Origin of the sequence: Streptomyces vinaceus (assembly GCF_008704935.1) — a bacterium.
Classification (GTDB): domain Bacteria; phylum Actinomycetota; class Actinomycetes; order Streptomycetales; family Streptomycetaceae; genus Streptomyces; species Streptomyces vinaceus.
This window is the reverse complement of the sequence record NZ_CP023692.1, coordinates 3,054,054-3,078,933: the sequence shown is the minus strand read 5'-3', so window position 1 is coordinate 3,078,933 and position 24,880 is coordinate 3,054,054. Positions and strand designations below refer to the sequence as shown.

Genomic DNA, 24,880 nt, shown 5'->3' with positions numbered 1-24,880 from the left:
CTACTGCCCGTACTTCTCCGCGTGGGCCAGGGCCATCTCGTGCCACTGCGGGGCCATCGCCGCGCCCGCCTCCCGCGTGCGCGGGAGCAGCGACCGGTCGGTGGTGAACGCGCGGAACCAGAGCTCCACCGTCACGTCGTGGTCCGGCCGGTGCACGACCTCCACGCGGTCCCCGGGGGAGACGGGGCCCTCCTGGACCACGCGCAGGTACGCGCCCGGCCGCGCGGCCGCCGTGAAGCGCTTGACCCAGCCCCGCTCGCCGAGGGCGCCCTGGAAGGTGCGGCACGGGATCCGGGCCGAGGCCACTTCGAGGACGAGCCCGCCCGAGCCGACCCGCCAGCGCTCGCCGAGCCGTGCGCCCGTCAGGTCCATGCCGGAGGTGGTGAGGTTCTCGCCGAAGAGCCCGGGCGGCAGTTCGCGGTCCAGCTCGCCCTCCCACCAGTCGAGGTCCTCGCGCGCGTAGGCGTAGACGGCCTGGTGGTCCCCGCCGTGGTGGCGCAGGTCGCAGACGGCGTCCCCGGTGAGGCCGCTGGCGCCGACGCCCTTGGGCCCGGGGGCGGACACGTGGACCGGGCCGGGGACGGGCTTCTTGCCGATGCCGGTCAGCCCGCCCTTCGCGTCGGTGTGGTCGACGACCGCCGCCCGGCCGAGGTTCACCGAGACGACGCGCAGGGGGGCCGAGGGGGCGCCGGGGGCGCCGGAAGTAGAGGGGGGCATGGAGTCACGGTAGCCGAGCTCGCTCAAAGGAGCACGAGCATATTCACGCTGCGCCCAAAGGTGGGCTTATGCTCGAAGGATGATCGAGGCACGTCATCTCCGGGTACTGCGCGCCGTCGCCGGCACCGGGTCCTTCTCCGCCGCCGCCCGGGAGCTCGGCTGCACCCAGCCGGCCGTCTCCCAGCAGATGAAGGCGCTGGAGCAGTCGGCCGGCACCCCGCTGCTCGTCCGCGCCGGCCGCGAGATGCGGCTGACCCAGGCCGGTACGGCCCTGGTCCGGCACGCCGCCGGGATCCTCGCCGGGCTGACCGCCGCCGAGGAGGAGGTCGCCGCCATCGCCGGGCTGCGCGCGGGCCGGGTCCGGCTGGTGTCCTTCCCCAGCGGCAGCTCCACCCTGGTGCCGACCGCGCTGGCCGCGATGCGCGCCGAGCACCCCGGTACCCGGATCTCGCTGGTCGAGGCGGAGCCGCCGCGGTCGGTGGAGATGCTGCGCGAGGGCGACTGCGATCTGGCGCTGGCCTTCCGGTACGGCTCGGTGCCGCCCGCGGCGGCCGGCCCGGCCGACGGGGGCGAGTGGGAGGACCTCGTGGTGCGGCCGCTGCTCACGGACCGCCTGGTCGGGCTGGTGCCGGACGGGCACCGGCTGGCGGGGGCCGAGCGGGTGGGCATGGCCGAACTGGCCGACGAGCCCTGGATCGCCGGCTGCCCGCGCTGCCGCCGCCATCTGGTGGAGGTGTGCGAGGGGGCGGGGTTCACCCCGCGCATCGACTTCGCGACCGACGACTACCCGGCCGTGGTCGGCCTGGTGGGCGCCGGTCTGGGCGTCGCCGTACTGCCCGAACTGGCGGTGGAGTCCGTCCGGGCCAAGGGCGTGAGCGCGGTGGCCGTGGAGCCCGCGGTGGAGCGGGAGGTCGTGGCGCTGACCCTGCCCGACCTCGCGCGCGTACCCGCCGTGGCGGCGACCCTGGCCGAACTGGAGCGGGCCGCCGCGCGGGCCGCCACGCGCTGACCGTACGGCGGTACGGCCAACCGCGTGACGTTGCGGGCCGGTCCCGGTCCGCGTGCAGCCTGAAGAAACGTTCCTTCGTACGTTTCGGCGAACTTCGGGTCAGTGCGGCGGCAGGGGTCCGATCGTGCTCGACGCGGGGATCAGGCGATGGCGTGCGCGTCCCATCAGCTCTTCACGCTCGTCTTCGGTGAGGCCGCCCCACACCCCGTAGGGCTCGCGGACGGCCAGTGCGTGCGCGGCGCATTCCGAGCGCACCGGGCATCTCATGCAGACCTCTTTAGCCGAGGCCTCGCGCGCACTCCTGGCCGCGCCCCGCTCGCCTTCCGGGTGGAAGAAGAGGGAGCTGTCGACTCCTCGGCAGGCTGCCAGCAGCTGCCAGTCCCAGAGGTCGGCGTTCGGTCCGGGGAGGCGGGAGAAATCTGCCATGGGTAGTCCTCTTGGTGCCGGTACTGAGACGGATACGGTCCAAGTCTCCACACCTACTGTCGTAGTAGATGTAAATATGACTCATTGGGAATCTAGCCTCAGACACGTGCCAAACGGAAGAAAAGCCGCCAAATAGGGCATAGCTCCAGATGGACGACACGCGGAGAGTGGCACCCGTGTCGTATTCGCTTCCTCACGTAGAGTGCCGAAGGTGTCCGTCCGACCCGTAACTCTTTCGAGTGACCATCGTTGAGAGTGCGAAGGCGGTTGAACGAAGAAGTTCCCGGACAGGTGTCCGAGAGCATCGACCGCACAGGTGACGATACGTACCAGCCTGGAGGCTCAAGGTGACGCGCATCAGCAGCTGCGGAGGGCGGTCATGACTTCCGTCCTCGTCTGCGACGACTCCCCGCTTGCCCGAGAGGCGCTCCGTCGCGCGGTTGCCACCGTGCCCGGCGTCGAGCGTGTGACGACGGCTGCCAACGGCGAGGAAGTCCTCCGCCGCTGGGGTGCCGACCGCTCCGATCTGATTCTGATGGACGTACGGATGCCGGGGCTGGGCGGTGTGGAGACGGTGCGCCGGCTGCTCTCGGCCGATCCGGGCGCCCGCATCATCATGCTGACGGTCGCCGAGGACCTGGACGGGGTGGCCCTCGCGGTCGCCGCCGGCGCCCGGGGCTATCTGCACAAGGACGCCTCGCGCGCCGAACTGCGGGCCACGGTCACCCAGGCGCTCGCCGACCCGACCTGGCGACTGGCCCCGCGCCGGCTCCGCTCGGCCGAGATGGGCGCCGCGCCCACGCTCACCGCGCGCGAGATCCAGGTGCTGGAGGGCATGAGCCACGGCCGGTCCAACGCGGAGATCGGGCGCGAGCTCTTCCTCTCCGAGGACACGGTCAAGACGCACGCCCGCCGGCTGTTCAAGAAGCTGGGCGCCTCGGACCGGGCGCACGCCGTGGCGCTCGGGTTCCGCTGGGGCCTGGTCCGCTGACCGCGAGCCCGCAGTCCGGACGCTGAGAGCGGTCCCGTCCGCCACCGGCGGGCGGGGCGGCGCGCCGCGCGCCCGGCCGCGCGGCGTCCCGTACGCCCGCCCCGGCCGGCCGGCGCCGCCCCGGTTCCGGTCGTCCCCCGGCCGCCCTCGGTGGCCTCCGGCCGTCCCCGGCCGTCCCCGCGCGGCCCGTCCCGCACCCGCCGCCCGGGCGTCGTGCGCCCGTCCGTTCCCGTCCCGCCGTACCCGGTGCGCACCCGGGGAGGGGCGGGGCACAATCGGGGGGCGTGTCGCTTCGCGCGCGATGCCGCATGCTTGAGGTGTGGCGCATTTTCTGGGATGGGGCCTCGGGGAGTATCCGGTCGAGCGGGAGGGGAGGGCGCAGTGACGAGCTCAGGCGCACCCGCTCATAACGCTTCGACGCACAACACGGGCCGTGGCGGCGCGAATGCTCCGGCGCCAAGGCACCATGGATTGATGCGCGACGACGAGGCCCAGGGGTCACCCACGGCCACAGGCTCCACCGGCGCCGCCAAAGGCGGCAGCGCCGGGGCCGTCAGCGCGCTCGTACGCAGGGCGGTCGAGGGGGACGAGCAGGCGACGCACGATCTGCTCGCCTTCGTGCACCCGCTGGCCATCCGCTACTGCAGAACCCGGCTCTCGCGGCTGCCGGGCGACGCCCGCCACTTCGTGGAGGACCTCGCGCAGGAGGTGTGCGTCGCCGTCCTGATGGCGCTGCCGCGCTACCGGGACACCGGCCGCCCCTTCGAAGCCTTCGTCTTCGCCATCGCCGCGCACAAGGTCGCCGATCTCCAGCGTGCCGCCATGCGGCATCCGGGCAGTACGGCCGTGCCCTCCGACGAGATGCCGGAGCGGCCGGACGACTCGCTGGGCCCGGAGGAGCGGGCGCTGCTGAGCAGCGACGCGGCCTGGGCCAAGAAGCTGCTGGCCAACCTTCCGGAGAACCAGCGCGAGCTCCTCGTCCTGCGGGTGGCGGTCGGTCTGACGGCCGAGGAGACCGGGCAGATGCTCGGGATGTCCCCGGGTGCGGTGCGGGTGGCGCAGCACCGCGCGCTCAGCCGGCTGCGCGCGCTCGCCGAACAGTAGGAAGGGTGCGGGGCGGATCTCCCGTATCTTCGTAGGAACAGACGAAACTGCCGCATGACCTTGGTCGTGGAATGAGACGCGTCGGGATCCCGTTAGCATGGACATCCGCGCTGAGCAAGACCATTTGGGAAGGTGTCATGACCGCCGACGGAGTACCCGACAAATTCGCCACGCTCGGACTGACCTACGACGACGTGCTGCTGCTGCCGGGCGCGTCGGACATGGCCCCGGACGAGATCGACACCTCCTCCCTCATCTCGCGCAACGTCCGCGTGAACGTCCCGCTCCTGTCCGCCGCCATGGACAAGGTCACCGAGGCCCGCATGGCCATCGCGATGGCCCGCCAGGGCGGCGTCGGCGTACTGCACCGCAACCTGTCGATCGCCGACCAGGCCAACCAGGTCGACCTGGTCAAGCGCTCCGAGTCCGGCATGGTCACCGACCCGATCACCGTGCACCCGGACGCGACGCTCGGCGAGGCCGACCAGCTCTGCGCGAAGTTCCGCATCTCCGGCGTCCCGGTCACCGACTCCGCGGGCAAGCTGCTCGGCATCGTCACCAACCGCGACATGGCCTTCGAGTCGGACCGCAGCCGCCAGGTGCGCGAGGTCATGACCCCGATGCCGCTGGTCACGGGCAAGGTCGGCATCTCCGGCGTGGACGCCATGGAGCTCCTGCGCCGCCACAAGATCGAGAAGCTGCCGCTGGTCGACGACGCGGGCATCCTCAAGGGCCTCATCACGGTCAAGGACTTCGTCAAGGCCGAGAAGTACCCGAACGCCGCCAAGGACAAGGACGGCCGCCTCCTGGTGGGCGCCGCCGTCGGCGTCGCCGGCGACGCGTACGACCGCGCCCAGGCGCTGATCGAGGCCGGGGCCGACTTCATCGTCGTCGACACCGCCCACGGCCACTCCCGCCTGGTCGGCGACATGGTCGCCAAGATCAAGTCGAACTCCTCCGTCGACGTCATCGGCGGCAACGTCGCCACGCGCGACGGCGCCCAGGCCCTGATCGACGCCGGCTGCGACGGCATCAAGGTCGGCGTGGGCCCCGGCTCCATCTGCACCACCCGCGTCGTGGCCGGCATCGGCGTCCCTCAGGTCACCGCCATCTACGAGGCCTCTCTCGCCGCGAAGGCGGCCGGCGTCCCGGTCATCGGCGACGGCGGCCTCCAGTACTCCGGCGACATCGCCAAGGCGCTCGTCGCGGGCGCCGACACGGTGATGCTCGGCTCGCTGCTCGCGGGCTGCGAGGAGTCCCCGGGCGAGCTGCTCTTCATCAACGGCAAGCAGTTCAAGTCGTACCGCGGCATGGGCTCGCTCGGCGCGATGCAGTCCCGCGGCGACCAGCGCTCCTTCTCCAAGGACCGCTACTTCCAGGAGGGCGTGGGCGGCGACGACAAGCTCATCCCCGAGGGCATCGAGGGCCAGGTCCCCTACCGCGGCCCGCTCTCCGCGGTCGTGCACCAGCTCGTCGGCGGCCTGCGCCAGTCGATGTTCTACGTCGGCGGCCGTACGGTGCCGGAGCTCCAGGACCGCGGCCGCTTCGTCCGCATCACCTCGGCGGGCCTCAAGGAGAGCCACCCGCACGACATCCAGATGACGGTCGAGGCGCCGAACTACAGCCGCAAGGGCTGAGCCCACAGCGCCACGCAGGGGGCGGGTCCATCCGGGCCCGCCCCCTTCGCGTGGCGTCCGTCCAGCGGTCACCGGAACGCGGGGCGCCGGGGTTCGGGGATACTGGACGGGCAGACCCAGAGGAAAGGCCACCACACGTGACTGAGATCGAGATCGGGCGCGGCAAGCGCGGCCGCAGGGCGTACGCGTTCGACGACATCGCCATCGTCCCGAGCCGGCGTACGCGGGACCCGAAGGAGGTCTCGATCGCCTGGCAGATCGACGCCTACCGCTTCGAGCTCCCGTTCCTCGCCGCCCCCATGGACTCGGTCGTCTCCCCGCAGACCGCCATCCGCATCGGCGAGCTCGGCGGCCTCGGCGTGCTGAACCTCGAAGGCCTGTGGACCCGCTACGAGGACCCGCAGCCGCTGCTCGACGAGATCACGGGGCTGGACGAGGAGTCCGCCACCCGCCGTCTCCAGGAGATCTACTCCGCCCCGATCCAGGCGGACCTGATCCGGCAGCGCATCAAGGAGGTCCGCGACTCCGGCGTCGTCACCGCCGCCGCGCTCTCCCCGCAGCGCACCGCCGAGTTCTCCAAGGCCGTCGTCGAGGCGGGCGTGGACATCTTCGTGATCCGCGGCACCACCGTGTCGGCCGAGCACGTCTCGGGCGCCGCCGAGCCGCTGAACCTGAAGCAGTTCATCTACGAGCTCGACGTCCCGGTCATCGTCGGCGGCTGCGCCACGTACACCGCGGCCCTGCACCTGATGCGCACCGGCGCGGCCGGCGTCCTGGTCGGCTTCGGCGGGGGCGCCGCGCACACCACGCGCAACGTGCTCGGCATCCAGGTCCCGATGGCCACCGCCGTCGCGGACGTGGCCGCGGCCCGCCGCGACTACATGGACGAGTCCGGCGGCCGCTACGTGCACGTCATCGCCGACGGCGGCGTGGGCTGGTCCGGCGACCTGCCCAAGGCCGTCGCCTGCGGCGCCGACGCCGTGATGATGGGCTCCCCGCTGGCCCGTGCCACCGACGCGCCCGGCAAGGGCCACCACTGGGGCATGGAGGCCGTCCACGAGGACGTGCCGCGCGGCAAGAAGGTCGACCTGGGCACGGTCGGCACCACCGAGGAGATCCTCACCGGCCCGTCGCACACCCCGGACGGCTCCATGAACCTCTTCGGCGCGCTGCGCCGCTCGATGGCCACCACGGGCTACAGCGAGCTCAAGGAGTTCCAGCGGGTCGAGGTCACGATCGCGGACTCGCAGCACAGCCGCTGACCGGTACGCCGTACGCACGCGCAGGGCCGGCTCCCCGGACGGGGGAGCCGGCCCTGCGGCGTCCGGTTCAGTTCAGGCCCTGCTTGCGGCGGCGCACGAGGAGGCCCCACGGGATCACGAACACCGCCGAGAGGATCAGGCACGCGAACAGGAAGCGCGCGTCCTCGGCGGGAATGGCCCCGTCGTCGGCGGTCCGGAACGCCACGTAGGCGAGCAGTGCGGTGAAGCCGCCCACCAGCACCGCGGGGATGCCGAGGACCCACAGCAGTACGGTGAACCAGGTGTGCCGGGCCGTGCCGGGTGCGGGCCTCGGCGTGGTCTTGCGCGGCTGCGGGATCCGGTCCGGATCGCGCGGCGGCATGCGGATCACGGAGGCGGCCGGGACCACGCGGTCCAGCGCGGAGAGTTCGGCCGCCGTGACGTGGAACAGGGTCGGCTCGGCGGCGAGGGTGAAGCCGTCGCCGCCCACCAGGTGGCGGGCGCCGTCCGGGTACACCTGCATCAGCGTGCAGTCGGCGTAGCGGATGGTGACCTGGCCCCGCGGCGACGTGAGGCTGATGCCGTCCCTCCCGAGGAGCAGGGCGCCGGTGCCCTCCTCCACGGCGGAGTAGCGCCGTCCGGTGACGACCCCGGGGGACTCGGTGGGCGCGGCCGTCAGCCCCGCCCAGTCCACGCCCCGGCCGGGCACCTGCATCAGGGCGTCGTCCCACACGGCACGCGCGACCCGGTGGAGATCGGCGACGGTGACCGCCTCGATCTCGGCCCGCGCCTCGGCGGCGGTGAGGTTGCGGTGGCGCAGCAACAGGTTCATGGCGTGCCCGGGAAGCATGCAGGCCGCGAGCTCCGGCACGTCGAACTGCGCGAGCGCGGAGGTCCGTACGGCGTCCAGGTCGGCCTGGTCGATGCGGCCGGCCCGGAGTTTCGCGAAGACGTCGACGAAGGCGCCGACCAGCGCGTCCTGCTTCTGCGGGAGGGCGTCGGCGTACGCGCTGACGGTCGCCGAATCGGTGTCGCGGGGGGAGTAGTCGGCGGTCGCGGTGTACGAGTAGCCGCTCTTCTGCCGGAGCTCGCGGAACAGTTCCTTGCCCAGGACCTCGGCGAACAGCCCGGCCTCGGTGGAGCGGGGCACCACGGCGGTCAGCACGACCCCGCCCTCGTCGCCCCGGTACCAGGCGGGGGTGACGGGCAGCGCGGAGGAGGCCTCCGGGGCCGGGTGCCACGCGCCGGCGGGGAGCTTGAGGTCCAGGCCCTCGGGGACGGAGTCGCCGGTGATCCACAGAACGGCGTTCTCGGCGGTGAACCGAGTCTGCGCCCATGCGCGGACTTCGTCCGCGGTCAGCCGGTGCAGTCCGGCCTCGCCGTAGCCGGTGAGCCCGTACGAGCGGGAGCCGTAGCGCCAGAGGGTGGCCGCGTGGCCCGGGCCGTGGCTCTTGCCGGCGGCCTCCGTGCGCAGGATCTCCTTCTCGGTCTCCAGCCGGTCCATCGGCAGGTCGCGCAGCGCCGCGCACACGCCGTTGAGGTACTCGACCACGTCGGCGGCGGTGCCGGTGACGTGGAAGTGGGTGTACGTGGCGGCGGTGGCCCCGTTGTAGTGCAGGTCGCCGAGGCCGTGCCGGTGCAGGGCGAGGTGCTCCACCAGATGGGTGATACCGCTGGTGGCGAGGGTCTCGTCGGCGCGTCCGACGCGGAACAGGAGCCCGGCGCTGAGGAGTCCCGAGCGGGGGGCGTGGACGGTGCGGATGCCGTCCACGGTGGTTTCGGTGATGCCGTCGGCGTCGGTCGTGGAGGTGGTGCCGGTCGTGGAGGTGGTGTCGGAGTCGGTCGTGGAAACGGTGTCGTCCATGGTCATGGTGTCCCTCAGCCCTTCGCCAGGGCGGTCTTGCGGTGGCGGACGAACTCGGTCTCGTGGTCGTAGCCGCCGATGTAGCCCCACGGGAACTCGCTCGCACGGTCGCCGAGCGCGCGGAAGTGCGGAGCGGCCTCGGCGTGGCGGCCGGCCGCGCAGTGGGCGGCGGCGAAGGCGCTGTGCGCGCCGACGAGCTGGTAGGCGTCGGGGTCGGCGTCGGGGTGCAGGACCGAGCGTTCGGCGGCCTCGACGAGGGCCCGGTGGGCGGCCGGGGTCTGGAGATACGTTCCTGCGGCCCGGTCGCCCTCCTTCTCCCGCGTCTCCAGGTACTGCTCCATCTGGGCGATGGCGACCAGTGCGCCGCTCGGACCGCCCGCCGGCGCCGCCTTCGCACACTCCTCGGCGAAGCCGTGCGCGGCCTCCCAGGTGCCGCCCCACTTGGGGCAGATCTGCTGGAGCAGCTGCTGCTGCCCGGAGTAGTGGTGCGGGTGGTGCTCGGCGAGCCGCTCGTACCGGCGCCGTGTCTCGCCCAGGCCCAGTTGGAGGCCGCGCGAGGTGATGACGCGCAGGTACCAGCCGAGGGCGTGGTCCGGGTATTCGGCGCAGACGTCGATGAGCAGGATCTCGGCGCGCCGCAGGAAGGCGTGGAACTGCTGGAACTGCTCCCGCGACACGTGGTGGGCGCGGTACCCGGAGCGGATGCCCCAGCCGATCTGGATCAGCCGGTCGGCGAGCAGGGTCCGGGCGAGCGGGTCACGCGGATCACGGGCCAGGGCCTCGTTGAGGAACGGCTCGGCGTTCTGCTGTTCGGCGACGACTCGGCAGGCGAGGGCGCGGTCGTCCTCGTCGGTGAGCGCGGCGAAGGAGGCGGCGACGGCGTCCCAGTTCTGGCTGTGGACATGGCCGCGCAGGGCGGTGAGGGCGGGGATGCGGTCGGCGGGCTCGAATACGGGCCGGCCGAGCGGAGGATGAGCGGACACGCGGTGGATCATATGGTCGGGGGTCAGGCCTCCAACAGGGTTTGATCTTCATCGTGCCTGCTCAGCGCGGTGCGCGGGCAGGACGGCGACGCCGGGCGGCCGCAGGGCCGGGCCGGCGTCGGCCGTTCGGGCCGAGCCTCAGTCGCCGGCCTTCTTCGCGGCGCCGAAGGCCGCGAAGCCGCCGATGGCGAGGAAGACGTAGTCCATCGCGTCCGCGCCCTCCTGCCAGATGTCGTTCAGGCCGCCGACGCCCGCCTTGTCGAGGACCTCGCCGAGCCCGACGTTGCCGTAGTCGGCCAGGGCCAGGGCGATGAAGAACAGCTGGCCGAGGTAGACGGCGCCGAGGGAGAGGAGCGCGGCGACCACGGGGAGCACCGGGTTCTTGCCGCCGAGCTTTCCGGCGGCGAAGCCGATCAGCAGGCCGACGCCGACCGCCGCGTAGCCGACCTGGCGGTCGATCGCGTTCATGATCCCGCCGTACGCGGCGGCCGCGACCAGGGCGGCGACCACGGCCGCGGCGATGCCCAGGCCGATGTTGCCGGAGCGGGCGGGCTCGGCGGGGTACGCGACGGGCCCGGCGGCCGGGATCGCCGGTCCGGCGCCGGCTTCGGCGGCGCCGGACCCGGGCGCGGGCGCGGGCGGCTGGATGTGCCGGTTCATGGATCAGAGCCGGTGCGCCGCCCCCGCCGGGCTGGCCCCGCGGGTGTCGAGCAGCAACTGGGCCTTCACCGCGAGGCCCTGGAGGTCGTACGTGCGGTGGTGCTGGAGCAGGATCGTCAGATCGGCGTTCGCGGCGGCCTCGTACAGCGATTCGGCACGCGGCACCGGCCTGTCCCTGACGCGCCATCCGGCGACGTACGGGTCGTGGTAGCTGACCAGCGCCCCGAGGTCGAGCAGGCGGCTGGCGATCTCGCGGGCCGGCGAGCCCTCCTGGTCGGCGAGGTCGGGCTTGTACGTCACGCCGAGCAGGAGGACGCGGGCGCCGCGGGCCGATTTCCCGTGCTCGTTCAGCAGGGTGGCGGAGCGCTGGATGACGTATTGCGGCATCCGGGCGTTGATCTCCTGCGCCAGGCCGACCATGCGCAGGGGGTGGCCCGGGGTGCGGGTGGTGTGGGGGAGGTAGTTGGGGTCGAGGGGGACGCTGCGGCCGCCGACTCCGGGACCGGGCCGGAAGGCCTGGAACCCGTACGGCTTGGTCTCGGCGCAGCGGATGACGTCCCAGAGGTCGACGCCGAGGTCGTGGCAGAGCACCGCCATCTCGTTCATGAGGGCGATGTTGACGTGCCGGTAGTTCGTTTCGAGCAGCTGGACCGTCTCCGCCTCGCGCAGGCCGCGCGCCCGGACCACCTTCTCGGTCAGGCGCGCGTAGAAGGCGTGCGCGGACTCGGTGCAGGCGGGGGTGAGGCCGCCGATCACCTTGGGGGTGTTGGCGATGCCGTGCGTGCGGTTGCCGGGGTCGAGGCGGCTGGGGGAGTAGGCCAGGTGGAAGTCCCGGCCGGCGCGCAGTCCGGAGCCGGACTCCAGGATGGGGCGCAGGTAGTCCTCGGTGACGCCGGGGTGGGCGGCGGATTCGAGGATGACGGTGGTGTGCGGGCGCAGCCGGGCCGCGAGCGTACGGCCCGCGTCGCCGACCGCCGAGAGGTCGAGCGCGCGGTCGGCGCCGAGTTGGGTGGGGGCGCAGATGACGGCGGTGCGGACCCGGCCGAGTTCGGCGGGGTTGTCGGTGATCCGGAAGCCGGCGGCCGACATGCGGCGGATCTCGGCGGCGGTGAGGGTGGAGTCGGTGCTGGTGGCCGTGGTCCCGGTGGGGCTCGTGACTCCGGCGGGTCCTGTGGCTGCGGCTGTCGCCGGACCGCTGTCGTAGCCGACCGTCTCGATTCCGGCGGCGACGGCCGCCTGGGCCAACGGGAGGCCGAGGTGGCCGAGTCCGATGACGGCGAGATCTGCGGGCATGGGGTGCCGTCCCTTCCCTGACATGCATGAGGGGGCTGGGTGCGCAAGCCCTGTGGACCGTGCAGGTGGAGTGTGGAGCTGGCGCGATGTCAGACTAGGCGTATATATGACCGATGTGTCGTATTACGGGGTGATGGACGCCGTTGTGTTGTCCACAGGCGGTGGCTGATGTCGGTGTGGCGGGTCAGAATCGTGAGCGGGGGATGTGAGCGGGGTCACCCGCACCGAGCAGGGACGACCCGCACCAACGGGAGGCAGCCGTGAGGACAGCGACACTGGGGCCGGTCCAGCGCGAAGAGGCGCTCGCCCGGATGGCCGAGCGGGAACTGGACGTGCTGGTGGTGGGCGCGGGCGTGGTCGGCGCGGGCACCGCGCTCGACGCCGCGACCAGAGGCCTCACGACGGGGCTGGTGGAGGCCAGGGACTGGGCGTCCGGCACCTCCAGCCGGTCGAGCAAGCTCATCCACGGCGGCCTGCGCTATCTGGAGATGCTCGACTTCGCCCTCGTGAGGGAGGCCCTCAAGGAGCGCGGCCTGCTGCTGGAGCGGCTGGCCCCGCACCTGGTGAAGCCCGTGCCGTTCCTGTACCCGCTCCAGCACAAGGGCTGGGAGCGGCTCTACGCCGGATCGGGCGTCGCGCTGTACGACGCGATGTCGGTCTCCAGCGGGCACGGGCGGGGGCTGCCGGTGCACCGGCACCTCTCCCGCAAGCGCGCGCTGCGGGTCGCGCCCGCGCTGCGCAAGGACGCGCTGGTGGGGGCCCTGCAGTACTACGACGCCCAGATGGACGACGCGCGGTACGTGGCGACGCTGGTGCGCACGGCGGCGGCGTACGGGGCGCAGTGCGCCAACCGGGCGAGGGTGGTCGACTTCCTGCGCGAGGGCGAGCGGGTCGTCGGGGCGCGCGTGCGGGACGTGGAGGGCGGCGGGGAGTACGAGATCCGCGCCCGCCAGATCGTGAACGCGACCGGGGTGTGGACGGACGACACGCAGGCGCTGATCGGGGAGCGGGGACAGTTCCACGTCCGGGCGTCGAAGGGCATCCATCTGGTCGTACCGAAGGACCGGATCCACTCCTCGACGGGGCTGATCCTGCGCACGGAGAAGTCCGTGCTGTTCGTCATCCCGTGGGGCCGCAGCTGGATCGTGGGGACCACGGACACCGACTGGGACCTGGACAAGGCGCATCCGGCGGCATCGAGCGCGGACATCGACTACCTGCTGGAGCACGTGAACTCGGTGCTCGCGGTCCCGCTGACACGGGACGACGTGCAGGGGGTGTACGCGGGCCTGCGGCCGCTGCTGGCCGGGGAGTCGGACGCGACGAGCAAGCTCTCGCGCGAGCACACGGTGGCGCACCCCGTGCCCGGGCTGGTGGTGGTGGCCGGCGGCAAGTACACGACGTACCGGGTGATGGCGAAGGACGCGGTCGACGAGGCGGTGCACGGGCTGGACCAGCGGGTGGCGGAGTGCGTGACGGAGGACGTGCCGCTGGTGGGGGCGGAGGGGTACCGGGCGCTGTGGAACGGGCGGGCCGGGATCGCCGCCCGGACGGGCCTTCATGTGGTGCGGGTGGAGCACCTGTTGAACCGCTACGGCTCGATGACGGACGAACTGCTGGACCTCATCGCGGCGGACCCGGGGCTGGGACAGCCGCTGGGCGGCGCGGACGACTACCTGCGGGCGGAGGTCGTCTACGCGGCTTCGCACGAGGGGGCGCGGCACCTGGACGACGTACTGACGCGGCGGACGCGGATCTCGATCGAGACGTTCGACCGGGGGACGCGGTCGGCGCGCGAGTGCGCGGAACTGATGGCTCCGGTACTCGGGTGGGACAAGCAGCAGATCGAGAAGGAAGTGGAACACTACGAGAAGCGGGTGCAGGCGGAACGGGAATCGCAGCGGCAGCCGGACGACCAGACGGCGGACGCGGCGCGGCTGGGGGCGCCCGACATCGTTCCGTTGTAACTCCGGGATGCGGAGGGGGGAACCGCGGACCCGGGGCGTCCGTCCGTTGCGGAGTGAGGAACAATGAGGGTTCTGCCGGGGCGGGTTACCGGGGATCCCCGGGGCAGCAGGCGGCACGATCGCAGAGGGGACGCATGTCGAAGCCGGAGCACACCGAGTCGCCTGCGGCGAAGCAGGAAGCTACGCGTGCCGAGTCGCCTGCGGCGAAGCGGGACCTGAGCGCGGCCGGGGCGGAGCCGGAGGCAGCGAACACCGACGCGCCGCCCGCGGCGGAGCCTGCCGTTCCGTCGGGGGTGAAGCGCGGCACGGGGAAGCCTGCCGCCTCGCCCGCGCCGGAGTCCGGCGCCGCGAAGCCCGCGCCGGGCGCGGACGCGGCGGCGATCGAGGACGCCGAGCCCGCGACGGATGCCGGCGAAGGCGGTGGTGCGGCCCCGGGCGCCGTCGGTGACGGTGCGCCGGCGGACGCGAAGCCTGCCGCGTCGGTCGCGGCGAAGGCCGATCCGAGCAAGTCCGCCGCGCCGGTCGCGGCGAAGCCGGACCTCGGCAAGCCTGCCGCGCCGGCGGAGGAGAAGAAGGCCGGTCCCTCGAACCCCGTCGTCGAGAAGGCCGATGCCGTTGCCGCCGCCGTGAAGGCGGCCGCGGCCAAGGCCGCCGAGGGCGGGCACGACGAGGGCCGGCTCCTCGCGCGCCGCTACCGGCTGCGCGAAGTCCTCGGCAAGGGCGGCATGGGCACCGTCTGGCGCGCCGAGGACGAGACCCTCGGCCGTACGGTTGCCGTCAAGGAGCTCCGCTTCAGCACCGGCGTCGACGAGGACGAGAAGCGCCGCCTCATCACCCGTACGCTGCGCGAGGCCAAGGCCATTGCCCGGATCCGCAGCGGCGGCGCCGTCACCGTCTTCGACGTCGTCGACGAGGACGGACGCCCCTGGATCGTCATGGAGCTGATCGAGGGTCCCTCGCTCGCCGAGTTCATCCGTGAGAACGGCCCGCTGACGCCCCACCGCGCCGCCGAGGTCGGCCTCGCCGTCCTCGACGTACTGCGCGCCGCGCACGGCCAGGGCATCCTGCACCGGGACGTGAAGCCCTCCAACGTCCTCATCGCCCGCACCGGCCGCGTCGTCCTGACCGACTTCGGCATCGCCCAGGTCGAGGGCGACCCCTCCGTCACCTCCACCGGCATGCTCGTCGGCGCCCCCTCGTACATCTCGCCCGAGCGCGCCCGCGGCCAGAAGCCCGGCCCGCCGGCCGACATGTGGTCCCTCGGCGGCCTGCTGTACGCGGCCGTCGAAGGCGTGCCCCCGTACGACAAGGGCTCCGCGCTCGCCACCCTCACCGCCGTCATGACCGAGCCGGTGGAACCGCCCAAGAACGCGGGCCCGCTGACCGAGGTCATCTACGGCCTGCTGGCCAAGGACCCGGCCCGCCGCCTCGACGACGAGCGCGCGCGGGCGATGCTCACCGCCGTCGTCAACGCGCCGGAGCCGGTGGCCGCCCCCGTCCTCGCCCCGGCGGTCGAGGAGACCCGGCAGATCTCGCTCGCCGACGCCAAGGAGGCCGCGGCCAAGGCCGCCGCCGAGAAGGCCGCCGAGAAGGCGGAGAAGAAGGAGCGCGAGCGGCTGGAGCGCGAGCAGCGCGACCGGGCCCGCGCGGCGCTGAAGGCGACCCGCAAGGCCGCGGCCGCCGCCGCGGCGACCGCGGCGGCGTCGGCGGCCTCGGCGGCCGAGTCCCCGGCCCCCGCTCCGAAGGCGGGCAGGCCCTCGCCGGTCGCGGCGCCGCTCACCGACGTCATGTCCCGCCGCACCATCGCCCTCGCGATAGCCGGCGTGGTCGTCGTGCTCGCCGTGATCGGTTCGCTCATCGCCTACGCGTTCAGCGGTGACGACGCGGCGGCCAAGAAGAAGGAAGAGGGCAAGGGCGGCCCGGGTACGACGGCCTCCGGCAGCCCGAACCCCGGCTCCTCGCCGAAGACCGGGGAGGCCAACGCCACCTCGGGCAAGGGCGGCACCGCCGCCGGCAACGGCGGTGCCAGTGGCGAGCCGAGCCAGGGGCAGTCCCCCGGCGGTCAGCAGAGTCAGGGACAGGTGCAGGGGCAGGGCTCCGCCACGGGCGGTCCCGGAGCCGGACTCCCCGACGGCTACACGAAGGTGACGGACCCGGGGTTCCACTTCTCGATGGCCATGCCGTCGGGCTTCAAGGTGACCGGCATAGCCGGGGAGAACTCCGGCGCGATATACAGCCGCGACGGCGGTTTCCCGCGCATCCAGGTCGACCACACCTCCAGCCCCGGCAGCGACGCCCGCGCCGCGTGGGCCGAGGCGGTCGCCGCGACGGCGAGCTCCAGCACGAACTACCGCACGGTCCGGATCGACGCCACGGAGTACAACGGCTACCCGACCGTCGCCGACTGGGAGTTCGAGCGGGAACAGAAGGGCATCAAGGTCCGCGTCCTCAACCGCGGCTTCAAGGTGGACGCGAAGAACGGCTACGCCATCATGATCAGCTGCCCGGCCGACCAGTGGGACGGCCCGGAGTGCACGACGATGCGCAACACGGCCTTCCAGACCTTCCAGCCCCTGGGCTGACCCCGCTCCCCGCCGCTCCCGCCCGTCCGACTCCTCCCGGGACGGCACGCGCTGACGGGTGACGAGCCTTCGCAGGCTCGGGACGCGGGCGCCCCGCGCGACGTATCGTGGCAGTGGGGCCATCGGGGACGTGCGCCCCGGCACTCGGGGGAGGCGAAGTGGAGGACTACGCGGGCCGGATCCTGGCCGGCCGCTACCGTCTGCCGCTGCCGCCGTCGGACGCGTACGAGCTGGTCGAGACCCGCGCCTTCGACACCCGCAGCGGGCAGGAAGTCCTGGTACGGCAGGTGCCGTTGCCGGAGGTCGTGGACGCCGAGCTGCTGGACGGGGAGACGCCGGACGACGGCGGGACACGGCCCGCGGTGGCGGCCGGACGCCGGGCGGCGGGAGACCTGCCGGCGGTGCGCCGGGCGATCGCGGCGGCGCAGGCGGCCGCGTCCGTACCGGACCATCCGCGGCTGGACCAGGTCTTCGACGTGTTCGCCGAGGGCGGCTCGCTCTGGATAGTCAGCGAGTTGGTGCCGGCGCGTCCGCTGGCCGCCCTGATCGCCGAAGAACCCCTGAGCCCGTACCGGGCGGCCGAGGTCGCGGCGGACGTACTGACCGCCTTACGGGTGCTCCACGCGCACGGCTGGACGCACCGGAACATCACGGTCCGGACCGTGTTGATATGCGATGACGGCCGGGTCGTCCTGACTGGCCTGGCGGCCGGCGCCGCGGAGGACGCCCTGTGCGGCTACGACCCGATCCCCCGCGAGTCGGCTCCCCATGCGCAGACGTGGGACGCCCCGGAACCGCCTGCCGCGCCCCTGGGGTGGGGCACGGCACCGGGCCTCGGCGGCGCGCGGGCCGGGAGCGCGCAGCTCGCGGTGGAGCCGGCCCCGGGTGCGGCCGGCGCCGGTCCCGGCACCGGTGAGGTCCCGGGTGTGGAGGTGCCGCCCGGGGCGGGGCAGGGCTCCGGCGGGTACGCGCCGCTCGTGGCGCCCGGGTACGACACCGGCCCGCGGTACTCCGACCACATCACCCCCCGGCCCACGGGGGAGCGGCCCGACCTCAAGGCCGCCGCCCGGGCCGGGGCCATCGCCGCGTACCGGGCGGGGGCGCAGGCGGCCGCCGCGCGCGTCACCGAGCAGCGCAAGGGCGGCTCCGAGCCCGCGCCGGAGCCGAGGCCGCAGGGGTCGAAGCTCCCGCAGGGGTACTCGTACCCGTACGGGGGCCCGGACAGCGCCGCGAACGCCCCGTGGCACGGCGCCACGCCGCGTCGGCAGGCCGCGCTTCCGCCGGGGGAGCCGGCCGAGTCGGCGGAGCCGGTGCAGGAGCCGCAGCCCGTACGGGAGCCGGTGCGGGAGCCGGAGCCGCGGCCCGGACCGGCGCCGGGCCGGGCCGCGCTCCCCGCCCCACTCGCCCTGCCCGAGGGCTACCGCCAGGCCGAGGCCCCGGACCCCACCGCCTACCTCCGCCCGGGCCAGCCCGGCCAGGCAGTGCCTCGGCCCGGCCAGGGGCCGCAGCCCGGGCCCGAGGGCCCGGACGCGTACGGGCTGCCCGGCCCGCCCCGGCCGTACGACGCCGAGGGCCCGAGCATGGCCTCGTACCTGCCGTCCGGCGAGCCCGCCCGGCCCGAGCCGGACGGCTCCGATGCCCCGGACACGGGCGCGTACCCGACCGGCCGGGCGGACACCGGGGGCGGCGGGGCCCCGGACACGGCCCCCCACCCGGGACCCGCCCGGCCCGAGCCGCCGGTGCAGGGCGCCGACGGGGGTTGGGGCGGACTCCGGGGGCTGGGCGCCGAGCGGGCCCGGCTGACCCGGATGACCGTCGTCGGAGCCGTCACCGAGCGGTGGGCCCCCGAGCAGGCCGGGTCCGTCACCGGGCCCTGGCAGCTGGCCGCGCCCATCGGCCCCGCCACCGACCTCTGGGGGCTCGGCGCGCTGCTGTACCGCGCCGTCCAAGGGCACGCCCCGTACCCCGAGGACAGCGTCACCGAGCTCGTCGACATGGTCTGCGCCGAGTCCCCGGCCTTCGCCGAGGAGTGCGGCCCGCTGCGCCCGATCGTGGAGTCGCTGCTGCGCCAGGACCCCACCGAGCGCCCCGACTTCGAGGAGCTCCGCGGCTGGCTGCGCTCGCTCGTACGCTCCGCACCCGAGCCGGACGGCGGCCTCGCCGCGCTCCCGATGCCGGAGCCGGACCCCGCACGGCTGCCCGTCGTACGCCGGCGGGGTGATCTGCACGGCCGCCACCGCAACCCCGCCGCCTCCCGCAAGCCCCGCTCCCTCGGCCGGAGCCTGCTCCTCGGCGTCCTGGTCCTGCTCGCCGGGGCCGTCGCCTATGCCCTGCTCTTCCTGCCCAGGGAGTCCGGGCAGGAGCCCGCGGCCGTCGCCAAGACCCCCACGCAGGACGCGTCCACCCCCGCCCCGGCGCCGCCGAAGGAGTCGTCGAAGGAGTCGCCGAAGCCCTCGGCCGGCCAGACCCCCGCCGCCCCCGCCCCCGCCCCGCCCGGCTACACCACCCAGCAGGACCCCGAGCACTTCGAGGTCGCCGTCCCCAACGGCTGGGAGCGGCGCGGGATGAACGAGGCCGGACAGGTGCGCTACACCGACGGGGAGTACGTCCTGACCGTCGTCCCCGGCCGGGACAAGGTCGAGGGGAACCCCGACCCGGCGACGTACCAGAAGGACAAGGAACCGGAGCTGGCCCCGTACCGGTCCTCCACGTGGGCCAGCGGCGGCGACGTCAAGACCACCAAGGTCGGCAACCAGCTCCGCGTCACCGGCCGGTACACCTGGATCGACGGCAACGGGCGCAGCGTCGTCGCCCGCAATTTCGTCGTCGCGCTCGGAGGCAGCTACCACGTCGTCATGGTCACCGGTCCGCAGGACGGTGAGGGCAAGGTCACCGAGGTCTTCGAAAAGGCCACGGGGAGTTATAAATCGGGCGGTTGAGGCCGGCTGACGGGGGCTCAGTACGGCGATTGCGTCACAGTGCAGCCGGAACCGAGCCTTCACGGTACCGGGAGCCCCGAGCGCTCCGTAATCTGGCCCGAAGTGCACAGAGTGGCGGGGTTTCGTGGAACAGCAGACAGGTGCGGGTGCGGTGCTCGCAGGCCGGTACCGGCTCGTGGAGCCCATCGGCAGCGGCGGCATGGGCAAGGTGTGGCGCGCCCATGACGAGCTGCTGCACAGGACCGTCGCCGTCAAGGAACTGACGGCGGGTCTGTACGTGGCCCAGGCCGACCGGGAGGTGCTGCACGCCCGGACCCAGAAGGAGGCCCGGGCCGCGGCCCGGATCCAGCATCCGGCGGTCGTGGTGGTCCACGACGTACTGGAGCACGACGACCGGCCCTGGATCGTCATGGAGTACATCGACGGGCCCTCCCTCGCGGACGCGGCCAAGGCGGCCGGCCGGATCGAGCCCGCCGAGGCGGCCCGCATCGGTCTGCACGTCCTGGGCGCCCTGCGCGCGGCGCACGCGGTCGGCGTCCTGCACCGGGACGTCAAGCCCGGCAACGTGCTGCTCGCCAAGGACGGCCGGGTCCTGCTCACGGACTTCGGGATCGCCGCGATCGAGGGCGACTCCTCCATCACGCGGACCGGCGAGATCGTCGGCTCCATCGACTACCTGGCCCCGGAACGGGTCACCGGCGGCACCCCCGGCACCTCCTCCGACCTGTGGTCGCTGGGCGCGACCCTGTACACGGCGGTCGAGGCGCGCTCGCCCTTCCGCCGCACCTCGCCCATCTCCAGCCTCCAGGCCGTCGTCAACGACGAGCCGCCGGCGCTGCGCCAGGCCGGCGCCCTGGGCCCGGTCATCACGGCCCTGCTGCGCAAGGACCCCGGCGAGCGGCCCTCGGCGCAGGAGACCGAGCGGATGCTGATCGAGGCCATGGAGGGCCGCCATCCCAAGGCGGCGCAGGCGTACGTACCCACGCGCGCGGTGACGTCGGAGGAACTCGCCGACGCCGCCGAGGAAACGGCGCCGGAGGCGGCGCCCGCGCCGGTCCCGGCCCCCGACCAGGTCCGTACCGCGGCCCTGCCCGAGCAGCCCCGTCCCGCGGCCGAGCCGGCGGGCGGCTGGATCAAGCGGGCGGCCGTCGTGGCCCTCGTGGCGGCGCTGGTCGGCGGCGGCGCCGTCTTCGGCGTCCTGAAGTTCACCGCGGAGGACGCGGGCGACGGCGCCACCGACAAGAACGCGAGCGCCCCCGACCGGCAGGACGGTGTCGACGAGGACGCCCCGCCCGCTGGCTACACCGAGGTCGTCGACCCGCTGGCCGGCTTCACGCTGTTCGTCCCCGAAGGCTGGACGCGCAAGGCGAACGGCGACCAGATCGACTACACCCCGGACGACGGGAAGCACTTCATCCGGATCGCCTCCGACCCCACCCCGGACTACCAGGACCCGTACGCGCACCTGCTCGACCTGGAGAAGCAGGTCCAGAAGCGGACGGACTACAAGAAGGTGCGGCTCAACCAGAACACCTTCCGGGACAGCACCCGGGCCGCGCTCTGGGACTTCACCTGGACGGAGAAGCAGACCCACCCGGGTCCGCGCCGGGCCAAGGAGCAGATGTACGTCGCCCCGGACGGCACGGAGTACGCGGTGTACATCTCCAGCCCGGTCTCCGACTGGGCCACGACCGAGCAGCAGTTCGACGTCGTGCTCAGCGGCTGGAAGCCGCCCGCGAAGCCCTGATCCCGTCATCCTGCCAGCGATCGCTGGCAGAAATGGCAAAATCCGGTTACCGACGGGTACCCAAAGCCCCCCGGGCGGAATACGCTCACCGCCATGACGGACTCGCAGGCCCCGGCCCCCCTCCGCAGCGCACCGCAGCCCACCAATCCGGTCGCCCCCGCCCCGGCCGGTGCCCGTACCGCCGCCGACGTGGTGACCCCCGACCTGGTCGCCCGGCTCACCCGCGCAGTGATCGGCTCCGGCCGGACCGCCAACCACACCCCGTTCACCGGGGCCAAGCTGGCGGACCTGCCCGAGGCCACCCCCGAGGACGTAGCCGAGGCCTTCGAGCGGGCCCGCGCCGCCCAGGGCGCCTGGGCCGCCGTGCCCGTCCGCGAGCGGGCCGCCGTACTGCTCCGCTTCCACGACCTGGTGCTGGCCCGCCAGGCCGAGGTGCTCGACCTCATCCAGCTGGAGACCGGCAAGGCCCGCCTGCACGCCCACGAGGAGGTCCAGGCGGTCGCCGTCGCCGCCCGCCACTACGGCAGGAAGGCCCCCTCGTACCTGCGCCCCAAGGGCCACACGGGCGCCATCCCCACCCTCACCAAGGTCACCGAGCTGCGCCAGCCGCGCGGGGTCGTCGGCCAGATCGCCCCCTGGAACTACCCCCTCGAACTCTCCGTCGGCGACGCGCTGCCCGCCTTCGTGGCGGGCAACGCCCTCGTCATGAAGCCCGACACCGAGACCGCGCTGACCGCCCTGTGGGCCCGTGACCTGCTGATCGAGGCCGGACTGCCCGCCGAGGTCTTCCAGGTCGTCCTCGGCGAGGGACCGGTCGTCGGCCCCGAAGTGGTCCGGCACGCGGACTACGTCTCCTTCACCGGATCCACCCGTACCGGCCGCGAGGTCGCCCAGGGCGCGGCCGCCCGGCTGGTCGGCGTCACGCTCGAACTCGGCGGCAAGAACGCCATGCTCGTCCTCGCCGACGCCGACGTCGAGAAGGCCGCCGCGGGCGCCGTCCGCGCCTGCTTCTCCTCCGCCGGCCAGCTGTGCATCTCCATCGAGCGGCTGTACGTCCACGCCTCGGTCGCCGACGCGTTCGTCGAGCGCTTCGCCGCCCGGACGAAGGCCATGCGGCTCGGCGCCTCCCTCGCGTACGGCGCCGACATGGGCTCGCTGGTGGGCGAGCGCCAGCTGGAGACCGTGCGGCGGCACGTGGACGAGGCCGTGGCCAAGGGCGCCACCCTGGTCGCAGGCGGCACCGCCCGCCCCGACATCGGCCCGCTCTTCTACGAGCCCACCATCCTCGACGGGGTCGAGGCGCCGATGGCGGTCTGCGGCGAGGAGACGTTCGGCCCGGTCGTCTCGATCTACCGGTTCACCGACGAGGACGAGGCGATCGCGCAGGCCAACTCCACCGCGTACGGGCTCAACTCCAGCGTCTGGACCAAGGACGCCCGTCGCGGCCACGCCGTCGCCGCCCGCCTGCGCACCGGCACGGTCAACATCAACGAGGGGTACGCGCCCGCCTACGGCAGCGCCCAGGCCCCGATGGGCGGCATGAAGGACTCCGGCCTCGGCCGCCGGCACGGCTCCGAGGGCATCCTCAAGTACACCGAGGCCCAGACCGTCGCCCACCAGCGGCTGCTGCCGATGGCGCCCTCGCTGGGCATGGACGACGAGAAGTACGCGGCGTTCATGACCCGCAGCCTCAAGGTCATGAAGACGCTCCGATTCCGTTAGGCACCACTGCTCGGGAGGCACCGCAGTGTCGGACAACACCGACGAGTACGGCAGCGAGAACGCGTACGACTACGACGTCATCGTCATCGGGTCGGGCTTCGGGGGATCGGTCTCGGCGCTGCGGCTGACAGAGAAGGGCTACCGGGTCGGCGTCCTGGAGGCGGGACGCCGCTTCACCCGCGAGAGCCTGCCGAAGAACAGCTGGGACCTGCGCAACTACCTGTGGGCGCCGGCCCTCGGGCTGTACGGCATCCAGCGGATCCACCTGCTCGGCAACGTGATGGTGCTCGCGGGCGCCGGGGTGGGCGGCGGCTCGCTCAACTACGCCAACACCCTGTACGTGCCGCCCACCGCGTTCTTCGAGGACCGGCAGTGGGCGTCGATCACCGACTGGCGCGAGGAACTCGCCCCGTACTACGACCAGGCCAAGCGGATGCTCGGCGTACGGCTGAACCCCACGATGACCCCCTCCGACGTCCACCTGAAGGCCGCCGCCGAGAAGATGGGCGTCGGAGACTCCTTCCACATGGCCCCGGTCGGCGTCTTCTTCGGCGACGGCGCGGACGCGGACGGCGGAAACGGCGGAAACGGCGGGAACGAGGCGGACGGCGGCGGTGGCGACGGCGCCCGTACGGTCCGCCCCGGCGAGGAGGTCCCCGACCCCTACTTCGGCGGCGTCGGCCCCTCCCGCAAGGCCTGCACCGAATGCGGCGAGTGCATGACCGGCTGCCGCCACGGCGCGAAGAACACCCTGAACGAGAACTACCTCCACCTCGCCGAGCGCGCCGGAGCCGTCATCCACCCGATGACCACCGTCACCGCCCTCGCCGAGCACCCCGGCGGCGGGTACCGCATCCGCACCGTCCCCACCGACGCGCGCCGCCGCGGCGTGGCCAAAGAGCTGCGCGCCCGGTACGTGGTCGTCGCGGCGGGCACGTACGGGACCCAGACCCTGCTGCACACGATGAAGGACGGCGGCCTGCTCCCGCGGATCTCGGACCGGCTCGGCGAGCTGACCCGGACCAACTCCGAGGGGCTGGTCGGCGCGCAGACCGACGACCGCCGCTACCGCAGGCGCCACGGTGACGGCCCCGGCGCGCGGCGGCGCGCGGACTTCACCCGCGGCGTCGCGATCACCTCGTCCGTGCACCCCGACGCCGACACCCACATCGAGCCCGTCCGCTACGGCAAGGGCTCCAACGCCATGGGGTTCATGACCGTCCTCCAGGTGCCGTACGGCAAGCACCGCGTCCGGGCCTGGTTCGCCCGCACCGCCCGGCACCCGGTGCAGCTGGCGCGCTCGCTGTCCAACCGGCGCTGGTCGGAGCGGACGATCATCGGGCTCGTCATGCAGTCGCTGGACAACTCGCTGACGACGTACCGCAAGCCCGGCGGTCTCGGGAAGGGGCTGCTCACCGCCCGCCAGGGGCACGGCGCCCCGAACCCGGTGCAGATCAAGGAGGCCACCCAGGCGGCGACCCTGCTGGCCGAGGAGATCAACGGCTTCCCCGGCAGCAACATCGGCGAGCTGATGGGCACCCCGCTGACCGCGCACTTCCTCGGCGGCTGCCCGATCGGCGCCTCGGCGCGGGAGGGCGTGGTGGACCCGTACCACCGGCTGTACGGGCACCCGGGCATCTCGGTGGTGGACGGCTCGGCGGTCTCCGCGAACCTCGGGGTCAACCCGTCACTGACGATCACGGCGCAGGCGGAGCGGGCGATGGCGTACTGGCCGAACAAGGGCGAGCGGGACCCGAGGCCGGAGCAGGGGGCGGCCTACACCCGTCTGGCGGCGGTGGAACCGGTCCGTCCGGCGGTCCCGAAGGAGGCCTTCGGCGCGTTGCGGCTGCCGTTGCTGCTGCCGGTGCCGGAGGTTCCGAAGAAGGTCTGACCCGTGTCGCGGGGCGGGTTCTGCGCTCCCCCTCCGAGCGCAGAACCCGCCGCCGCGTACATAAGTGACGGGTGATCAGTCAGGATGGTTGCATGTGATGCCCGTCA

At 73.4% G+C, this 24,880-nt stretch carries 17 protein-coding genes; 11 read left to right on the top strand and 6 right to left on the bottom strand.

The annotated features are described in order from the left end of the window. Nucleotides 1-672, bottom strand: coding sequence for an MOSC domain-containing protein (locus CP980_RS13505; protein ID WP_132759825.1), 672 nt, complete (start codon nt 670-672; stop codon nt 1-3). Nucleotides 673-796: 124 nt separating this feature from the next. Here CP980_RS13505 and CP980_RS13500 point away from each other — a divergent pair, with 124 nt between their 5' ends. After that, entirely contained in the window at nt 797-1,726 is a 930-nt protein-coding gene (locus CP980_RS13500) for a LysR family transcriptional regulator (protein ID WP_150528269.1), read from the top strand. Nucleotides 1,727-1,825: 99 nt separating this feature from the next. On the opposite strand, the gene CP980_RS13495 is transcribed toward CP980_RS13500, so the two are convergent. Further along, complete coding sequence (locus CP980_RS13495) at nt 1,826-2,152, bottom strand: WhiB family transcriptional regulator (RefSeq protein ID WP_030864318.1); 327 nt, start codon at nt 2,150-2,152, stop codon at nt 1,826-1,828. 379 nt (nt 2,153-2,531) lie between these two features. Here CP980_RS13495 and CP980_RS13490 point away from each other — a divergent pair, with 379 nt between their 5' ends. The 4 genes from CP980_RS13490 (at nt 2,532) to CP980_RS13475 (ending at nt 7,146) form a co-directional block, all read left to right on the top strand. Further along, on the top strand, nt 2,532-3,143 hold the full coding sequence (locus CP980_RS13490) for a response regulator transcription factor (protein ID WP_003948568.1): 612 nt from the start codon (nt 2,532-2,534) through the stop codon (nt 3,141-3,143). Between the two features lie 474 nt (nt 3,144-3,617). Next, a complete protein-coding gene (locus CP980_RS13485) occupies nt 3,618-4,247 on the top strand; it encodes a sigma-70 family RNA polymerase sigma factor (protein ID WP_099889903.1) in 630 nt (209 codons plus the stop codon). 137 nt (nt 4,248-4,384) lie between these two features. Continuing rightward, entirely contained in the window at nt 4,385-5,884 is a 1,500-nt protein-coding gene (gene guaB / locus CP980_RS13480; RefSeq protein ID WP_099889902.1) for an IMP dehydrogenase, read from the top strand. A 137-nt stretch (nt 5,885-6,021) separates the two neighbouring features. Continuing rightward, nucleotides 6,022-7,146, top strand: coding sequence for a GuaB3 family IMP dehydrogenase-related protein (locus CP980_RS13475; RefSeq protein WP_099889901.1), 1,125 nt, complete (start codon nt 6,022-6,024; stop codon nt 7,144-7,146). Nucleotides 7,147-7,213: 67 nt separating this feature from the next. Here CP980_RS13475 and CP980_RS13470 read toward each other — a convergent pair whose 3' ends face one another. The 4 genes from CP980_RS13470 to CP980_RS13455 all read right to left on the bottom strand — a co-directional run bounded on the left by CP980_RS13470 (nt 7,214) and on the right by CP980_RS13455 (nt 11,925). Then, the gene (locus CP980_RS13470; RefSeq protein ID WP_150528268.1) at nt 7,214-8,989 is read right to left on the bottom strand and encodes a M16 family metallopeptidase; all 1,776 of its coding nucleotides are present in this window, start codon (nt 8,987-8,989) and stop codon (nt 7,214-7,216) included. A gap of 14 nt (nt 8,990-9,003) precedes the next feature. Then, on the bottom strand, nt 9,004-9,972 hold the full coding sequence (locus CP980_RS13465; protein WP_150528267.1) for a hypothetical protein: 969 nt from the start codon (nt 9,970-9,972) through the stop codon (nt 9,004-9,006). 138 nt (nt 9,973-10,110) lie between these two features. Then, complete coding sequence (locus CP980_RS13460) at nt 10,111-10,632, bottom strand: hypothetical protein (protein ID WP_150528266.1); 522 nt, start codon at nt 10,630-10,632, stop codon at nt 10,111-10,113. A 3-nt stretch (nt 10,633-10,635) separates the two neighbouring features. Beyond that, entirely contained in the window at nt 10,636-11,925 is a 1,290-nt protein-coding gene (locus CP980_RS13455; protein WP_150528265.1) for a nucleotide sugar dehydrogenase, read from the bottom strand. A gap of 260 nt (nt 11,926-12,185) precedes the next feature. On the opposite strand from CP980_RS13455, the gene CP980_RS13450 reads away from it, so the two are divergent. The 6 genes from CP980_RS13450 to CP980_RS13425 all read left to right on the top strand — a co-directional run bounded on the left by CP980_RS13450 (nt 12,186) and on the right by CP980_RS13425 (nt 24,773). Beyond that, nucleotides 12,186-13,892: a glycerol-3-phosphate dehydrogenase/oxidase gene (locus tag CP980_RS13450; RefSeq protein WP_132759772.1), complete on the top strand. Its 1,707-nt coding sequence runs from the start codon at nt 12,186-12,188 to the stop codon at nt 13,890-13,892. 134 nt (nt 13,893-14,026) lie between these two features. Then, nucleotides 14,027-16,474, top strand: a complete 2,448-nt coding sequence (locus CP980_RS13445) for a serine/threonine-protein kinase (protein ID WP_150528264.1) — start codon at nt 14,027-14,029, stop codon at nt 16,472-16,474. 158 nt (nt 16,475-16,632) lie between these two features. Then, nucleotides 16,633-19,413 (top strand): protein kinase, encoded by a 2,781-nt coding sequence (locus CP980_RS13440; protein WP_150528263.1) that lies wholly within the window; start codon nt 16,633-16,635, stop codon nt 19,411-19,413. Between the two features lie 124 nt (nt 19,414-19,537). Further along, nucleotides 19,538-21,160, top strand: a complete 1,623-nt coding sequence (locus CP980_RS13435; protein ID WP_150528262.1) for a serine/threonine-protein kinase — start codon at nt 19,538-19,540, stop codon at nt 21,158-21,160. A gap of 93 nt (nt 21,161-21,253) precedes the next feature. Continuing rightward, complete coding sequence (locus tag CP980_RS13430) at nt 21,254-22,882, top strand: succinic semialdehyde dehydrogenase (protein WP_150528261.1); 1,629 nt, start codon at nt 21,254-21,256, stop codon at nt 22,880-22,882. 25 nt (nt 22,883-22,907) lie between these two features. Further along, nucleotides 22,908-24,773, top strand: coding sequence for a GMC oxidoreductase (locus CP980_RS13425; RefSeq protein ID WP_150528260.1), 1,866 nt, complete (start codon nt 22,908-22,910; stop codon nt 24,771-24,773). Nucleotides 24,774-24,880 lie beyond the last annotated feature (107 nt).

Bases quoted from the DNA above. Each gene is read 5' to 3' on its own strand.
- CP980_RS13430 (WP_150528261.1), top strand. From the start codon at position 21,254: ATGACGGACTCGCAGGCCCCGGCCCCCCTCCGCAGCGCACCGCAGCCC.
- CP980_RS13500 (WP_150528269.1), top strand. From the start codon at position 797: ATGATCGAGGCACGTCATCTCCGGGTACTGCGCGCCGTCGCCGGCACC.
- CP980_RS13495 (WP_030864318.1), bottom strand. From the start codon at position 2,152: ATGGCAGATTTCTCCCGCCTCCCCGGACCGAACGCCGACCTCTGGGAC.
- guaB (WP_099889902.1), top strand. From the start codon at position 4,385: ATGACCGCCGACGGAGTACCCGACAAATTCGCCACGCTCGGACTGACC.
- CP980_RS13455 (WP_150528265.1), bottom strand. From the start codon at position 11,925: ATGCCCGCAGATCTCGCCGTCATCGGACTCGGCCACCTCGGCCTCCCG.
- CP980_RS13490 (WP_003948568.1), top strand. From the start codon at position 2,532: ATGACTTCCGTCCTCGTCTGCGACGACTCCCCGCTTGCCCGAGAGGCG.
- CP980_RS13460 (WP_150528266.1), bottom strand. From the start codon at position 10,632: ATGAACCGGCACATCCAGCCGCCCGCGCCCGCGCCCGGGTCCGGCGCC.
- CP980_RS13485 (WP_099889903.1), top strand. From the start codon at position 3,618: ATGCGCGACGACGAGGCCCAGGGGTCACCCACGGCCACAGGCTCCACC.
- CP980_RS13470 (WP_150528268.1), bottom strand. From the start codon at position 8,989: ATGGACGACACCGTTTCCACGACCGACTCCGACACCACCTCCACGACC.
- CP980_RS13445 (WP_150528264.1), top strand. From the start codon at position 14,027: ATGTCGAAGCCGGAGCACACCGAGTCGCCTGCGGCGAAGCAGGAAGCT.